We start from the raw sequence: 15671 nt of genomic DNA, 5'->3' as shown, positions 1-15671 counted from the left end.
TCCGCGTCGCGTCGATTGACGGCGCTCGTCAATCGTCGGCCGCGCTGTCAGTGGCGAGGTGCACCATGGGGCCATGAGCGTGAGCATCGACATCAGCGGGCTGGCCCAGGAGCGGATCCATGTTGCGCCCTCGCCCCTGTCCGAGCTCGGCATGGCGCTGCACGCACTGTCCGAGCCGGGCCACCACCCCGGCCTCCAGGGCTGGGCGACAGCCGTCTCCACGCGCCTGGACCCGGGCCTCGCGGACCGCCTGTGCGAGGCCGACTTCCTGTGGCGCACCACGTTCTCCGACGTCTTCGCGCCGTTCGCCGGTCTCCCCGGGCAGAGCGCCCTCCCGGGGGCCACGCTCGCCGAGGAGCTCGACCAGCTGGACAAGCTGACCGATGAGCAGTTCGTGGACGCGGCCCTGGAGTTCACCTGCCAGTCGACGTACGCGGAGCCGGACCGCAAGCTCCTCTCCGACCCCGCCGTGCAGCGGCGCGCCCTCGACCTCGCCGCCGCCCGCGGCCCGCACCAGGTCCGCTTCACCCAGCGGCTGCTCGACGACCCACCGGTCGTCCGCGCATGGTTCCGCACGCTCCTGGAGGACTGCGACGACGCGTTCTTCGCCGACACCTGGGCCCGGGTGTCCCATCAACTGGCCGCGGACGCCCGGCACAAGACCGAGCTGCTGCGCCGCAAGGGACTGGCGGAGGCCTTGAAGGCCATCTCCGGAGCGGTGTCCCTGGACGAGGAGGCACAGCTCGTCACCGTCGACAAGATCTCCGTGGGCCGCACCACCACCGGCTCGGGCGGCCTCGTGATCGTCCCGACCAGCCTCGGCTGGCCGCATCTGTGGGTGCTGCACCGCAAGGGCTGGCAGGCGTCGATCACGTACCCGATCAGCGCCCCCGGCCTCACCCACCCGCCCACCGTGGAGCAGCTGACCCGCCGCATGTCCGCGCTCGCCCACCCGGTGCGGATGCGCCTGTGCCGCCACCTCGCGCGCGGTGCGTACACGACGAGCGAGCTGGCCGACGCGCACGGCATGACGGCGCCGGAGATATCCCGGCACCTGAGCGTCCTGAAGAAGGCGGGTCTGATCACCACGCGCCGTCGCGGCCGCTATGTCCAGCACCAGATGGACATCGGCGTCGTGTCCCGCCTGGGCAGCGACTTCATCGAGGGCGTCCTGCGCTAGGGCACAGGCTTGGCGCAGTAAGCCCCCGCCCCGGGCTACGAACCGCCCCCGGCCCGCACCAGCCCCGTCTCGTACGCGAGGACCACCACCTGCACCCGGTCCCGCAGGCCCAGCTTCGTCAGGATGCGGCCGACGTGCGTCTTCACGGTCGCCTCGGAGAGGACGAGCCGCGCCGCGATCTCGCCGTTCGACAGGCCCTGCGCGACCAGGATCATCACCTCGCGCTCCCGGTCCGTGAGCCGCTCAAGCTGCTTGAGCTGCGGCTGGCCGCCGGTGGTCGGCAGCATCGGCGCGAAGCGGTCGAGGAGCCGTCGCGTGGTGGACGGCGCGACGACGGCGTCGCCGCTGTGCACCGAGCGGATGGCGGCGAGCAGCTCCCCCGGGGGCACGTCCTTGAGCATGAAACCGGACGCGCCCGCCTTCAGGCCCGAGAAGGCGTACTCGTCGAGGTCGAAGGTGGTCAGGATCAGCACCTTCGGAGGGTTCGCCCCCTGGCAGACGCGGCGGGTCGTCTCCACACCGTCCAGCTTCGGCATGCGGACGTCCATCAGGACCACGTCGACCTTGGTGGCGCGCAGCACCTCCAGGGCCTCGACGCCGTCGCCCGCCTCCGCGACGACCTCCATGTCCGGCTGGGCGGCGAGCACCATCCGGAACCCGGTGCGCAGCAGCACCTGGTCGTCGACGAGCATCACGCGGATGGACATCAAGGGGGGTCCCTTCGGAAGGTTCGTTGGCACGTCTCAGTGTGCGGGCTCGAGGCGCAGCCGTCAGTGTGCGGGCTTGAGGGGCAGCAGTGCGCTGATCCGGAACCCGCCGCCGGGGCGCGGTCCCGCGTCCAGCGTGCCGCCGACCATGCCGACGCGCTCACGCATGCCGATCAGCCCGTGCCCGCAGCCGTCGGCCCCGCCGTCCTCGTACAGCTCGTGCGGTGCGCCCTTGCCGTCATCCTCGACGAGCAGCCCGAGGCCGTCGTCGAAGTAGACGAGCCGCACGCTCGCCCCGGCGTTCTCGCCGCCGTGCTTGCGGGTGTTGGTGAGCGCCTCCTGCACGATGCGGTACGCGGTGAGCTCCACGCCGCTGGGCAGCGGGCGCGGGGTGCCCTCCACCTTGAAGTCGACGGGCAGACCGGCCGTGCGCACCTGCTCGATGAGCTCGTCGAGCTGTTCGACGTCGGGCTGCGGGACGTACTCGCCGCTCTCCTCGGGCTCGCCGGTGCGCAGCACGCCGAGCAGCCTGCGCATCTCGGCCAGCGCCTGCCTGCCGGTGCCCGAGATGGTCTCCAGGGCCTTCCTGGCCTGGTCGGGCGCGGCGTCCAGGACGTACGCGGCGCCGTCGGCCTGGACCACCATCACCGAGACGTTGTGCGCGACGACGTCGTGCAGTTCGCGTGCGATGCGGGCCCGCTCGGCCGCCACCGCGACCTTCGACTGCGCCTCGCGCTCCCGCTCCAGGCGGGCGGCGCGCTCCTCCAGCTGGGCGAGGTAGGCGCGGCGGGTGCGGATGGAGTCGCCGAGGACCCAGGCGAGCGCGAAGGGCACGATCTGGAACATCGTGAAGAGGATGAGCCCGGCGGTTCCGGTGTCCTCCGCGGGCCAGCGCATCATCGCGAGCGGAGCCGCGCACAACCCGCCGACCAGCGCGAAGCGCGAGGCCCACCGCTCCCCGTCGGCCGCGGCGGTGTAGACGATCACCAGCATCGCGAAGTTCAGGGGCATCGTCTCGACGTCGAAGACGAGCTGGAGGAAACCGATGACCGCGGCGAGCACCAACATCTTCTCGGTGGCCCGTCGGCGCAGCGTGACCACCAGGAACAGACCGAGGGCGACGGGGATCGCCGCCACTCCCGGATCGCGGCCCTCCGTCTCCGACATCGAGATCAGACCGATTCCGGAGAGCCCGAGCAGGACGAGGGCCCAGAAGCCGTCGACCCATGTCGGGTGTCTGCGGAGGAAGTCATAGAGGCGCTGCACGTAACCCAGCGTAGGCAGCCCGGCGGTGCCCCCGGGTCAACCGGAGGTCCGATCCGTACCGACTACATGTACTCCCCAAGGTGGAGGCCCCCTTAGCCTGCGGTCTGTGACGAACGACAACGGCGCGGCGCGTGCACCGGCCCCGCACGCCTGGCACGAGGCCATGGCGGCCGCCCTGTACGGCCCCACCGGCTTCTACCGCCGCCCGGAAGGGCCCGCCGCGCACTTCCGCACCTCCGTGCACGCCTCGCCCCTCTACGCGGGCGCCGTGGCACGTCTGCTGACCCGTCTGGACGCCGAACTCGGTCACCCGGACGAGGTGGCCTTCGTGGACATGGGCGCGGGCCGCGGCGAACTGACCGCCGGGGTCCTGGCCGCGCTGCCCCCCGATGTGGCGGCACGCGTGCGCGCGTACGCGGTGGAGCTCGCGGAGCGTCCCGCGGACCTCGACGGGCGCGTCGAGTGGCGGACCGCGCCCCCGGCCGGCGTCACGGGCCTCCTCTTCGCCAACGAGTGGCTGGACAACGTCCCCCTGGACATCGCCGAGGTCGCCGCCGACGGAACCCCGCGCCGCGTCCTCGTGAGCGACGACGGCACCGAGTGCCTGGGCGACCCCGTAGAGGGCCCGGACGCCGACTGGCTGGCGCGCTGGTGGCCGCTGGACGCCGAGCCGGGCCTGCGGGCGGAGATCGGTCGCGCCCGGGACGAGGCGTGGGCGGCGGCCGTGGCGACGCTGACGCGCGGCCTGGCGGTCGCCGTGGACTACGCCCACACCCGGGGCGCCCGCCCGCCCTTCGGGACGCTGACGGGCTTCAGAGAGGGCCGAGAGACGGCACCCGTGCCCGACGGCAGCTGCGACATCACGGCCCACGTGGCACTCGACGCCTGCGCGTCGGCGGGAGCCGCCCTGCTCACCCAGCGGGCGGCCCTCGGCGCGCTCGGGGTGAGCGGCGCCCGCCCGCCGCTCACGCTCGCCTCCGAGGACCCGGCGGCGTACGTACGCGCCCTCACGCGCGCGGGAGAGGCCGCCGAGCTCACCGCGCCCGGCGGCCTCGGCGACTTCGGATGGCTGCTGCAGCCCGTCGGCGTCGGCGTCACCGGTGCTTCTCTGAACGCCCTACTTGTCGATGTCGCCCACCACGAAGAACAGTGATCCCAGGATCGCCACCATGTCCGCGACCAGCTGCCCCGGAAGCAACTCGGTCAGCGCCTGGATGTTGTTGTACGACGCCGAACGCAGCTTCAGGCGGTACGGAGTCTTCTCGCCCTTGCTGACGAGGTAGTAGCCGTTGATGCCGAGAGGGTTCTCGGTCCACGCGTACGTGTGGCCCTCGGGGGCCTTGAGGACCTTCGGGAGGCGCTGGTTGATCGGCCCCTGCGGGAGGTCGGCGAGCCGGTCCAGGCAGGCGTCCGCGAGGTCGAGGGCATTGTGGGTCTGCTCCAAGAGGCACTCGAAGCGGGCCAGACAGTCGCCCTCCTCGCGCGTGACGACCTTCAGGGTGTCCTGCAGTTCGGCGTACGCGAGGTACGGCTCGTCCCTGCGCAGGTCGAAGTCGACTCCGGAGGCGCGGGCGATCGGACCGCTCACTCCGTAGGCATGCACCGCCTCCGGGGTGAGGACGCCGACGCCGCGCGTACGGCCCCGGAAGATTTCGTTCCCGAGCACCAGATCGTCGTACACGTCCATCCGCGAACGCACCGAAGCGACCGCCGCACGCGCGCGTGTCGGCCAACCGGCGGGCAGGTCCTCCTTGAGGCCGCCGACACGGTTGAACATGTAGTGCATACGGCCGCCGGAGATCTCCTCCATCACGTTCTGGAGCTCCTCGCGCTCACGGAACGCGTAGAACACCGGGGTGATACCGCCCAGTTCGAGGGGGTACGACCCGAGGAACATCAGATGGTTGAGGACGCGGTTCAGCTCGGCGAGCAGCGTGCGCATCCAGACGGCGCGCTCCGGGACCTCCATGCCGAGCATCCGCTCCACCCCGAGCACGACACCCAGCTCGTTCGAGAACGCCGACAGCCAGTCGTGCCGGTTGGCCAGCATCACGATCTGCCGGTAGTCCCGCGCCTCGAAGAGCTTCTCCGCACCGCGGTGCATATAGCCGATGACCGGCTCCGCGTGCTGGATGCGCTCGCCGTCCAGGACCAGGCGGAGGCGGAGCACCCCGTGCGTGGACGGGTGCTGGGGGCCGATGTTGAGCACCATGTCGGTGCTCTCCGCCGCGCCGCCGATGCCGAGCGTGGTCTCCGTGGTGGTCTCCGTCGTGGGACTCATGGCCACAGTCTCTCGCACCCGCCGCCGTCCGAGGCCGCCTGTTCCCGGCCCACGCCGCTGTCACCGGACGTACGTACGCTTGGGGCATGGAAACGGGGACGGCGGGGCCCGCAGGACCGGCGGGACAGGGGACGGAGCCGGTGTGGACCGGACTGCCGCGCGGGCTGCTGAAGCTGCGGCGGCTCCTGCTGGTGGTCTGGCTCGTGCCGCTCGCGGCGGCCGTCGGCGTGCTGCTCGGCCTGTTCGCGGGCCCGGCCTGGGCCGCGTTCGCGCTGCTGCCGCTCGCCGTGCTGGCCTGGGGGTGGCCGGTGCTCGGCCGCAACTGGCGCTCGTGGCGGTACGCGGAGCGCGCCGACGACCTGCTCATCAGCCGGGGCGTCCTCTGGCGCGAGGAGACCGTCGTGCCGTACGGCAGGATGCAGCTCGTCGAGGTGACCTCGGGCCCCGTGGAGCGGCGCTTCGGGCTCGCGAGCGTCCAGCTGCACACCGCCGCGGCCGCCACCGACGCGCGCATCCCCGGGCTGCTCCCCGAAGAGGCCGAGCGGCTGCGGGACCGCCTGACGGAGCTCGGCGAGGCCCGATCGGCGGGGCTGTGAACGGGCCGCGGGAGGTACCGGACAGCGCCGTCCCGCAGGAGGTGCCGGACAGCGCCCCGCAGGAGCTGCCGAGCGTCCCGCAGGAGGTGTCCGAGCGGCGGCTGCACCCCGTCACGCCGCTGCGTCGCGCGTGGGCGCCCTTCGCGGTCCTCGTCGGCTGGGCGGTCCACGATCCGAACGGCACCCAGCAGCGCCTCTCCGAACTGACCGCCACCACCCTGCTCCTCGGCAGCCTCGCCGTGGTCGTCGGCGGCGCCCTGTACGGCTTCCTGAGCTGGTGGTTCACCCACTTCGCCGTCACCGACACCGAGTTGCGCATCCGCACCGGCCTGTTCTTCCGGCGCACCGCCCACATCCGCCTCGACCGGCTTCAGGCCGTCGACGTGACACGGCCGCTGCTCGCCCGCGTCGCGGGAGTCGCCAAGCTCAAGCTGGATGTCGTCGGGGCGGACAAGAAGGACGAGCTGGCCTACCTCAGCGAGCGCGACGCCACCAAGCTGCGGGCCGAACTCCTCGCACGGGCAGCCGGTTTCGCCCCCGACGAGGCCCGCGAGGTCGGCGAGGCACCCGTGCGGGGCCTGCTGCACGTCCAGCCGCGCGTGCTCGCCCTCTCCCTGCTGCTGACCGGCGCCCCCTGGGCGCTCCTCCTCGCCGCGACCGTGGTGCCCGCCTTCCTCTGGTTCGCCACGCACAACGCATGGACGGTCCTCGCGACCGCGCTCCCCATGCTGGGCGGCGCCTTCGCGAGCAGCGGCGGCCGCTTCATCAAGGAGTACGACTGGACGGTGGGCGAGTCCCCGGACGGCATCCGCATCGACCACGGGCTGCTCGACAAGGCCCACGAGACCGTGCCGCCCGGCCGGGTGCAGACCGTCCACGTCGTGCAGCCGCTGCTGTGGCGGCGGATGGGCTGGGTGCGCGTCGAGCTGGACGTGGCGGGCTCGTCGAACAGCGTCCTGGTGCCGGTCGCACCGCGGGAGCACGCCGAGGCGGTCATCGGGCGGGTCCTGCCGGGCGCGCGCGTGCCGGACGCGGCGGACCTCGTGCGGCCGCCCGCGCGGGCGGCGTGGTGCGTGCCGTTCTGGTGGAAGGGGTACGGCCTGTCGGTCACCGACGAGGTCTTCGCGGCCCGCCACGGCCTGCTCAAGCGCCGTCTCTCGCTCGTGCCGCACGCCAAGGTGCAGAGCGTGCGGCTCTCCCAGGGTCCCTGGGAGCGCTACAGGGACGTGGCGGACGTACGGGTGGACACCGGCGCCAACAAGACGGTGACGGCACGCCTGCGCCCCACCGAGGAGGCGTCAGCTCTCCTCCGGTCCCAGGCGGACCGTTCCCGCACGGGCCGCAGAGAAGCAGTCCCGGACCGCTGGATGGCGTGAGCCCCGCAAGAGGCTCCAAGGGGGGCGCCCCCTAAGGGGCGCAGGGTCCCCAGCGGAGCGTCACGCCCGGAGGGCCGTGCGCAGCTCCGCCACGTCGATCTGTTCCGTCTCGTCGTGGGCCGTCAGGTCGATGACCTGGCCGACGCTCTGCGCGGCGTCCCCTTCGGGGGCGTCCTTGAACTCGCCCTCGGACTCCGCCTTGTGGACCGCGAGGGCCTCCTCGCCCACCACGTCGGCGAGGTCCTCGTTCTGCACGGACTCCAGCGCCGCCGGCGCCACGCCCTTGGTGCCGAAGAAGTCGAAGTCGCCCTGGGGCACCTGGCGTCGGGCCTGCACTGGCGGCGCGACGGCGACCGCGCGCTCGTGCCCGGCGTATCCATCGGCCGCCCCGGGCTTCCCCCGCGACTCGTCCTCCGCTTCCGGCGCGGTCGCCGGCGTCGCTTCGGGTTCCGCCCGGGTCGTCGCGCGCGGGGTCATGCGGTCGAGCGCGGCGTTGGCCAGCTGGAACAGCGAGGGGGTGGGGGTAGCGCCCGGTCGGTCGGAAAGCTGGGGCGGAGCGGGAGCCTCCGTACGCGCGGCCGGCACCGGTGCCCCCGCCCGCACCGCGGGCACGAGGTCCTCGGCGCTGGAACCGGCACCCGAAGCAGAGCCCTTGTCGGCACCGGCATCCGAACCGGCCGCCGGCAGCGCGGGCGTCGTGGACGGCGTGGACGTCGCCTCTATGGCGAGCAGCCGCCTGCCCTCCAGGGCGCTGGCCCGCTCCGTCTCCGCGGTGGCGTACCGCCGCAGGAGCGCGGCGTGTTCGTTGCGCAGGGCGGCCAGTTCGGCGCGCTTGGCGCGCAGCTTCGTCTCCAGCTTGCCGCGCAGTTCGCGGGACTCCTCGAGGTCGGCCTCGGCCTCGGCTATCCGTTCCTCGTAACGCCATTCGTCGCTCGCGCGCGCCCGGCCGAGCTCGGCGACGCGCTTGCCGGCCGCCTGGTCCCAGCGGCGCATGACGACCGAGCCGACGACGGCGGCCGCGGCCGCTGCCGCGACGAGCCCGCGGAGCACGACCGGTTCCGCGAACATCCAGGCGCCGCCGGCGCTGAGAATCGATACGCCTGCGACCGCCGAGGGAGGAAGCAGCCTGTGCAGGGGTGGGGAATGGCGGTGACGTCCACGTGGCATGGCCAGAAACTTACCGCGCGTAGGCGAAGTATGCCGCCGCGCACGGCAAAAAGCAGGCATCGTATCCATAACTCGCCTCCGACTCCCCACCCCTCTTCTTGATCAACTTCAGATCAGGCCCTTCGACTCCAGATACTCCTTGGCGACATCCGCTTCCTTCTGACGCTCCTCGTCGACCTTCCGGTTGAGTTCGATGAGGTCTTCCGTCGTGAGCGTCTTGGTCAGCTTCCCGAGCGCGGCGGCTATCTCCTTGTCGCCCGCCTCCTTGGCGTTCACCACGGGAAGGATGTTGTCCGCGTTCTGCAGCTTCTTGTCGTCCTCGAGGATGACGAGGTCGTAGTTCTTCAGCGTCGCGTCGGTCGTCGTGGTCAGCACCAACTGGTCCGTGCCGTTCTTCACGGCCTGCTTGGACTGCGTGGTGCCGACGCCCTTGGGGTCGATTCCGGCGACGTCGATGCCGTACTTCTTCTTCAGCCCCGGCGCGCAGAACGGGCGGGACTCGCATTCGTCACCCGCCGCGATCCTGACCTTCTCCCCCGACCTGCCGAGATCCGAGAGGGTCTTGAGCTTGTGCTTCTCCGCGTATTCCTTGGAGACCGCGAACGCGTTCTGGTCGACCGCCTCACCGGCCGGAAGCACCTTCAGCCCCTGCGGCTCCGCGAGCTTCTCCAGAGCGCTCACCGTGGCGTCGAGATCACTGGAGGCGACGGTCTTCGCCTTCGGGCCGTTCTTCTCCAGGTTGAGGAATTCCGCGAGGGTCGCCGCGTATTCGGGCGCGATGTCGATCGTGCCCTTCTTCAGTTCGGGCTTGTAGATCTCGCGGTTCTGCACGGTCTTGACCTGCGCGTCATAACCGGCGTCCGCCAGCACACCCACATAGAGCTCGGCGAGCACCTTCTGCTCGGTGAACCGCGCGGAACCCACCACGAGCGAGCCCTTCTTGTCACCGCCCACCTTGTCCGAGCCCTTGCCGTCGTCCTCCAGGCTGTCCCCGCCGCACGCGGCGAGCCCCGCGGTCAGCGCCACGACGGCCGCGGCCGTCCCTGCCATCCGTCGCGCGCGACGCGTTGTGCTGTTCATCGGTGAACCACCATTTCGAAAGGAAGGAATTCGCTAACGCCGCATCGGGTCGAAGAGGCGCCCGGCGACCACCAGGACCCCCTCCACGAGGAGCGCGAGCAGCGCCACGAGGAAGGCGCCCGCGACCACTTGCGGAGTGTTCTGCAGGTTGAACCCGGCCGTGATGATCCGGCCGAGGCCCCCCTCGCCCGCCATCGCGGCGAGCGTGGCCGTCGCGACGACCTGCACGCCTGCGGAGCGGATGCCGGTCATGATCAGCGGATACGCGAGCGGCAGCTCGACCCGCGCGAACAGCTGACCGCCGCTCATGCCCATGCCGCGGGCGGCCTCCACCACGGACCGGTCCACCTCGCGCATCCCGAGGTAGGCGTTGGTCAGCAGCGGCGGCACGGCGAAGAGCACCAGCGCGATCAGCGTCGGCGCGTCGCCGTGCTCGCCGAGCGGGGTCAGCGTGAGCAGGATCAGCAGGGCGAGCGTGGGCACCGCGCGGCCCACGTTCGAGATGTTGACCGCGAGGGCGCCGCCCTTGCCGATGTGGCCGAGGTACAGCGCGAGGGGCAGCGCGACGAGACAGGCGACGGCGAGGCAGACCCCGCTGAAGTACAGGTGCTCGGCGAGGCGGTGCCACACGCCCTTCTCGCCCTGCCAGTTGGCGCCCGTGGTCAGCCAGTCGTACGCACCCGTGATCGCGTTCATACCGGCTCAGCCACCTTGGCCACGGCGGTCTCGCGCGCCGCCCTGCTCGTCCGTATTCGACGTCGATGGAGTCTCGTCCACGGGGTCAGCCAGCGCTGGAGCGCGAGCAGCAGCAGGTCGGCGGTGACGGCGAGGAGGACGCAGAGCACCGACGCCGTGAGCACCTGGGCCTTGAAGGTCGTGTCGAGGCCGTCGAGGATGAGGGTGCCCAGGCCGCCGTAGTCCACGATGGCGCCGACGGTGGTCAGGGCGACCGTCGAGACCGTGGTGATGCGGACGCCGGCCAGCAGGGCGGGCAGCGCGAGCGGCAGCTCGACCTCCCACAGCAGCCTCAACGGGCCGTACCCCATGCCCTTCGCGGCGTCCCGCGCCTCGTCGGGGACGGCCTGGAGGCCGGCCAGGATGTTCCGCACGAGGACCGTGAGGCTGTACAGCACGAGGCCGGTGACTACCAGGGAGACGGAGAGCCCGAAGAAGGGCAGGAGCAGCGAGAACATCGCCAGCGAGGGGATCGAGTACAGCACGGTCGTCACGCCGAGGATCGGTCCCGAGAGGAACCGCCAGCGTCGCGCGAGGAGCGCGAGCGGCAGGGACACGGCGACGCCGATCGCCACGGCGGCGACGGTGATCCCCACGTGCTGAAGGGTCGCGTCGATCAACTCCTGGCTGCGGGTGCGGAGATATTCCCCGCAGATCCAGTCGTTCCTCACCAGACAGTTCTGCTCGGCCACGCGCCCCACCTCCCCCGAATCCCCGGACGTATGCCGCACACACGTCCCCCCGTGTCTGGCGACCCTAACGCGCGGCACCGACAATCGCAGAGACTCGTCGTACGGCCGCAACACGGCCGTCACGCAGAGCCCGCCACCGCCGTCCACAATGGGGAACCATGATCCGGTTCGAGCACGTCACCAAGCGCTACGCGGACGGCACCACGGCCGTCGACGATCTGTCCTTCGAGGTCGCCGAGGGTGAACTGGTCACGCTCGTCGGCCCGTCGGGCTGTGGCAAGACGACCACGATGAAGATGGTGAACCGGCTCATCGAGCCGAGCGAGGGCCGGATATTCGTCGACGGCGACGACATATCCGGCATCGATCCCGTCCAACTCCGGCGCCGCATCGGCTATGTGATCCAGCAGGTGGGTCTCTTCCCGCACAAGACCGTGCTGGACAACACGGCGACGGTCCCGCATCTCCTCGGCGTGAAGCGCGGCAAGGCCCGGGAGCGCGCCGCCGAACTCCTCGACCTGGTCGGCCTCGACCCCGCCGTCTTCGGCGACCGCTACCCCGAACAGCTCTCCGGCGGGCAGCGCCAGCGCGTCGGTGTGGCGCGCGCCCTGGCGGCCGATCCGCCGGTGCTCCTGATGGACGAGCCGTTCGGCGCGGTCGACCCCGTCGTCCGCGAGCACCTGCAGAACGAGTTCCTCCGCCTCCAGCAGGCGGTGCGCAAGACCGTGCTCTTCGTCACGCACGACATCGAGGAGGCGGTCCGGCTCGGCGACCGCATCGCCGTCTACGGCCAGGGCAGCATCGAGCAGTTCGACACGCCCTCGACGGTGCTCGGCGCCCCCGCGAACGACTACGTGGCGGACTTCGTCGGCGCGGACCGCGGCCTGAAGCGGCTCTCCGTGACACCGATCGAGGAGGGCGACCTGGAACAGCCTCCCGTGGTGCACCTCGACGACCCGCTGCCCAAGGAGCTCGACGCCCGCTGGGCCGTCGTCCTGGACGGCGAGAACAACCTGCACGGCTGGCTGTCGGCGGAGCACGCGCGCGTGGGGAGCGGTACGGTCCGCGAGCACGCCCGCCGCATGGAGGCGTGGCTCCCGGTCGGCGCGAGCCTGAAGCAGGCGTTCGCGACGATGCTGCAGCACGACGCGGGCTGGATCGCGGTCATCGACAAGGACAGCGAGGGACGCTTCCTCGGCGTGCTCACCCCGGCCCGGCTGCACGAGGCGCTGCGCCGCTCGACGGCGGCGGACGCGCGCGACATCGCGCGCGCGGAGGTCGAACTGGAGACGGTGGCGGCCATCGGCACGGACTGACCCCTTAGGTACCGCTCGGCCGACGTTCAAGCAGCGCTCAGTTGGTGCTCGAGCGGTGCTCAGCCGCCGCTCAGGCGCCCGCTCATCCACTGGAGCGTCGCGGGGATCTCCCTGCGCCAGGTGTTGAAGTTGTGCCCACCGCTTTCGAGAGTGATCGACGAGACGCGCGTGGGCGCCTTCACCTTGTCGATGAACTTCAGGGTGTCGCGGTAGTTGTCCTCGCCCTTCTTGCTGCTGGTCACCAGGAGGGACGTCTTGGGCGCCGGCATGTGGTCGAGGTACCACATCAGGTCGGCGCGCCGCTCCAGCTCCTTGTCGCCGTGGAAGAGGTCGCCGGTGGTGACGTCGATGGGCGCCTTGTAGTACGCGGACAGGCCCGCCCCCGCGCCGTACGCGTCGGGGTGGTGCATGGCGAGCTTCAGGGCGCAGTAGCCGCCCGTCGAGTCACCGATGACGCCCCAGTTCTGCCCTTTGACGCCCACCCTGTAGTGGTCCGATATCGCCGTGGGCAGGTCCTTGGCGAAGAACGTCTCGGTCTGCGGCCCGCCGGGGACGTCCACGCACTCCGTGTCGCGCGGCGGCGCCACCGTCGGCCGCATCATGACCAGGATCATCGGCTGCATCTTGCCCTCGGAGGACAGCCGGTGGGCGGTCTGCGGGTAGTGGAGCCCTTTGATGAGCGCCTCGGCGGTGCCGGGGTAGCCGGTGAGCGCCACGGCCGCGGGGAACTTCCGGTCCTTGTACTGCGGCTGGAAGTACTCCGGCGGCAGATAGACGTAGGCCGGGCTGGCTATCTTCGACTGCTGGCCGCTGACCTCGATCTTCTGGATCTGGCCGCCGGTCACGGTCCTGCTGCCGCCCGGCACGTTCACGGTCTGGGTGTCGACGACCTTGACGGGCCCTGCTCCTTTGGCCGGATCGTGGTCGACCACCAGTCCGGGCGCCGTCTCCTGGCCGAAGAGGTCGGCCCACGTGGCGTAGAAGCCGAAGGCCTGGTTGGCCGCGAGGCCCACCGATGCGAAGATCGCGACCTGGGTGGCGAGGAGCAGCCCGACGCGGCCGGTGATCGCCTTCCAGCTGCGGCGGGAGAGCCGCGGCCAGAGCCAGATCGTGCCGACGAAGAGCAGTACGGCCAGCAAGACCGCAAGGGCGAGTACCTTGTTGCTCGTGAGACCCATGGGGTGTTCAGCCTGCGCTTTCTACCTTTGCCGGGCACATGCCTCGGCTTGACCGGACCCGGGACCGGGCCTGCCGACGCGAGTCGGGGCCTTGCCAGAGCTTTTCCAGCGGTTTCCGGTCGGGAATGAACCCGTCTACCCGAAGGACCGTCCTAGAGGGGGCAATGTTGCCGGATGCCTCTTTGGCACCGGGTTAAAGCTCTCTCGCAGAACTACGGGATGCGATGTCTGTCAGGATAGATGGGGAAATGTCGGGCGGGGTTCCGGGCAGTGAGGTGCGCCACCACGACAGCCGGCTGCGCCGGATACTGCGGGGGCCGCGCCCCGAGGCCGTGCCGGCCCTCGTCGCGAGAGCCTGCGCCCTCGTCGGCCTGCTGAACGTCGCGGCGGGCGTGTTCCCCCGCTTCCGGCACAGCCGCATGCACGCCATCGCCGAGGTGCTGCCCGGCGCTCTCGGCCCCTTCGCCGCCGCCCTCGCGCTGAGCTCCGGCATTCTGCTGCTCCTGCTCGCGCACGGCCTGCGGCGCCACAAGCGGCGGGCCTGGCGGGCCGCCGTGGTGCTGCTGCCCGCGGGTGCCGTGGCGCAGTTCGGGTACCGGCACTCGGTCGTCGGCGTCGTGATCTCGCTCGCGCTGCTCGCGCTTCTGTTGCGCCATCGGAGTGAGTTCACCGCCCTCCCCGACCCGCGCAGCCGCTGGCGTGCCCTGGCCAACTTCGTCCTCCTAGGTGCCGGATCGATTCTGCTGGGTCTGGTGATCGTCAGCGTTCATCCCGGCAGGGTCATCGGGGACCCGAGCATCACGGAGCGCCTGGAACACGTCCTCTACGGACTCTTCGGCTTCGAAGGGCCCGTCGACTACTACGGACGCACGTCCTGGACGGTCGGTTTCTCCCTCGGCGCCCTCGGCATGCTCACCGCCCTCACCACCATCTACCTGGCCTTCCGCCCCGAGCACCCGGCCGCCCGGCTCACCGAGGACGACGAGACGAAGCTGCGCGCGCTGCTCGACAAGCACGGCGGCCGCGACTCCCTCGGCCACTTCGCGCTCCGCCGCGACAAGGGCGTCGTCTTCTCCCCCAGCGGCAAGGCCGCCGTCACCTACCGCGTCGTCTCCGGAGTGATGCTCGCCAGCGGCGACCCGATCGGCGACGTCGAGGCCTGGCCGGGCGCGATCGAGCGCTTCATGGACGAGGCGAAGGCCCACTCCTGGACGCCCGCCGTCATGGGCTGCTCCGAGACCGGCGGCGAGGTCTGGACCCGCGAGACCGGCCTCGACGCCCTCGAACTGGGTGACGAGGCGGTGGTGGACGTCGCGGATTTCTCCCTGTCCGGGCGTGCGATGCGCAACGTACGCCAGATGGTCAAGCGGATCGAGCGCAATGGCTACGAGACGCGCGTACGGCGCATCCGTGACCTGGGCGAACAGGAACTCGCCAAGATCCAGCGCGCCGCCGACGACTGGCGCGGCACCGACACCGAGCGCGGCTTCTCCATGGCGCTCGGCCGCATCGGAGACCCGGACGACGGCGACTGCCTGATCGCCACCGCCCACAAGGCCGACGAGGAGCCGGGCCCCTACGGCGACCTGAAGGCTGTCCTCCACTTCGTGCCGTGGGGCAAGGACGGCGTCTCCCTGGACCTCATGCGCCGCGACCGCGCCGCCGACCCCGGCATGAACGAGCTGCTCATCGTCGCCGCCCTGCAGGCCGCACCGAAGCTCGGCATCGCGCGCGTGTCCCTCAACTTCGCGATGTTCCGCGCGGCCCTCGCCCGCGGCGAGAAGATCGGCGCAGGACCGGTGCTGCGCGCCTGGCGCGGCCTGCTGGTCTTCCTCTCCCGCTGGTTCCAGATCGAGTCGCTGTACAAGTTCAACGCGAAGTTCCGCCCCCGCTGGGAGCCCCGCTTCGTCGTCTACCGCTCCAGCAAGGACCTCCCCCGCATCGGCTTCGCCGCCATGCAGGCCGAGGGGTTCGTCACGCTGGCGCTCCCCCGCTTCCTGCGCAGGGGCACCCCGCAGCGCCGCCCCTGCCCGCACCAGAGCACCGAACGTGAGATGCAGGCGGCGTAACCCGTCCCCGTCCGGGCCTAGGCTGGAG

14 protein-coding genes are annotated in these 15671 nt (G+C 71.2%); 6 read left to right on the top strand and 8 right to left on the bottom strand.

Annotated elements, in window-relative coordinates:
• The first annotated feature begins 73 nt into the window (after nucleotides 1-73).
• A complete protein-coding gene (locus ACZ56E_RS32870; protein ID WP_471219765.1) occupies nucleotides 74-1180 on the top strand; it encodes a DUF5937 family protein in 1107 nt (368 codons plus the stop codon).
• 35 nt (nucleotides 1181-1215) lie between these two features.
• Here the strand turns inward: ACZ56E_RS32870 and ACZ56E_RS32865 are convergent, their stop codons facing one another.
• Together ACZ56E_RS32865 and ACZ56E_RS32860 are read right to left on the bottom strand one after the other, a co-directional pair.
• Entirely contained in the window at nucleotides 1216-1887 is a 672-nt protein-coding gene (locus ACZ56E_RS32865) for a response regulator transcription factor (RefSeq protein ID WP_471219763.1), read from the bottom strand.
• A gap of 63 nt (nucleotides 1888-1950) precedes the next feature.
• Nucleotides 1951-3153, bottom strand: a complete 1203-nt coding sequence (locus tag ACZ56E_RS32860) for a sensor histidine kinase (protein WP_471219761.1) — start codon at nucleotides 3151-3153, stop codon at nucleotides 1951-1953.
• A 163-nt stretch (nucleotides 3154-3316) separates the two neighbouring features.
• Between ACZ56E_RS32860 and ACZ56E_RS32855 the strand changes: the two genes are divergently transcribed.
• Nucleotides 3317-4306 (top strand): SAM-dependent methyltransferase, encoded by a 990-nt coding sequence (locus ACZ56E_RS32855; protein WP_471219860.1) that lies wholly within the window; start codon nucleotides 3317-3319, stop codon nucleotides 4304-4306.
• Here ACZ56E_RS32855 and ACZ56E_RS32850 read toward each other — a convergent pair.
• Nucleotides 4271-5434: an NADH-quinone oxidoreductase subunit D gene (locus tag ACZ56E_RS32850; protein ID WP_471219760.1), complete on the bottom strand. Its 1164-nt coding sequence runs from the start codon at nucleotides 5432-5434 to the stop codon at nucleotides 4271-4273. The genes ACZ56E_RS32855 and ACZ56E_RS32850 overlap by 36 nt on opposite strands.
• 86 nt (nucleotides 5435-5520) lie before the next feature.
• Between ACZ56E_RS32850 and ACZ56E_RS32845 the strand changes: the two genes are divergently transcribed.
• Both ACZ56E_RS32845 and ACZ56E_RS32840 read left to right on the top strand, forming a co-directional pair.
• Nucleotides 5521-6030, top strand: a complete 510-nt coding sequence (locus ACZ56E_RS32845) for a PH domain-containing protein (protein WP_468090964.1) — start codon at nucleotides 5521-5523, stop codon at nucleotides 6028-6030.
• A 41-nt stretch (nucleotides 6031-6071) separates the two neighbouring features.
• Complete coding sequence (locus ACZ56E_RS32840; protein ID WP_471219858.1) at nucleotides 6072-7406, top strand: PH domain-containing protein; 1335 nt, start codon at nucleotides 6072-6074, stop codon at nucleotides 7404-7406.
• A 60-nt stretch (nucleotides 7407-7466) separates the two neighbouring features.
• On the opposite strand, the gene ACZ56E_RS32835 is transcribed toward ACZ56E_RS32840, so the two are convergent.
• The 4 genes from ACZ56E_RS32835 to ACZ56E_RS32820 all read right to left on the bottom strand — a co-directional run bounded on the left by ACZ56E_RS32835 (nucleotide 7467) and on the right by ACZ56E_RS32820 (nucleotide 11080).
• Nucleotides 7467-8573, bottom strand: a complete 1107-nt coding sequence (locus tag ACZ56E_RS32835) for a hypothetical protein (protein ID WP_471219758.1) — start codon at nucleotides 8571-8573, stop codon at nucleotides 7467-7469.
• A 108-nt stretch (nucleotides 8574-8681) separates the two neighbouring features.
• Complete coding sequence (locus ACZ56E_RS32830; RefSeq protein WP_471219756.1) at nucleotides 8682-9653, bottom strand: ABC transporter substrate-binding protein; 972 nt, start codon at nucleotides 9651-9653, stop codon at nucleotides 8682-8684.
• Nucleotides 9654-9686: 33 nt separating this feature from the next.
• Entirely contained in the window at nucleotides 9687-10349 is a 663-nt protein-coding gene (locus ACZ56E_RS32825; RefSeq protein ID WP_471219753.1) for an ABC transporter permease, read from the bottom strand.
• Entirely contained in the window at nucleotides 10346-11080 is a 735-nt protein-coding gene (locus ACZ56E_RS32820) for an ABC transporter permease (RefSeq protein WP_468608500.1), read from the bottom strand. The genes ACZ56E_RS32825 and ACZ56E_RS32820 overlap by 4 nt, the downstream gene beginning before the upstream one ends.
• Nucleotides 11081-11238: 158 nt before the next feature.
• Here ACZ56E_RS32820 and ACZ56E_RS32815 point away from each other — a divergent pair, with 158 nt between their 5' ends.
• Nucleotides 11239-12396 (top strand): ABC transporter ATP-binding protein, encoded by a 1158-nt coding sequence (locus ACZ56E_RS32815; RefSeq protein ID WP_398302483.1) that lies wholly within the window; start codon nucleotides 11239-11241, stop codon nucleotides 12394-12396.
• Between the two features lie 59 nt (nucleotides 12397-12455).
• Here ACZ56E_RS32815 and ACZ56E_RS32810 read toward each other — a convergent pair whose 3' ends face one another.
• Nucleotides 12456-13574 carry an alpha/beta hydrolase gene (locus ACZ56E_RS32810; protein ID WP_471219751.1) on the bottom strand — a complete coding sequence of 373 codons (1119 nt, stop codon included), beginning with the start codon at nucleotides 13572-13574 and terminating at the stop codon, nucleotides 12456-12458.
• 248 nt (nucleotides 13575-13822) lie between these two features.
• Here ACZ56E_RS32810 and ACZ56E_RS32805 point away from each other — a divergent pair, with 248 nt between their 5' ends.
• Nucleotides 13823-15643 (top strand): phosphatidylglycerol lysyltransferase domain-containing protein, encoded by a 1821-nt coding sequence (locus tag ACZ56E_RS32805; protein ID WP_471219749.1) that lies wholly within the window; start codon nucleotides 13823-13825, stop codon nucleotides 15641-15643.
• Nucleotides 15644-15671 lie beyond the last annotated feature (28 nt).

Source organism: Streptomyces sp. NPDC039480 (genome assembly GCF_055597165.1).
Note: the sequence above shows the minus strand (reverse complement) of the source record. Positions and strands in the feature narration are given on the sequence as shown.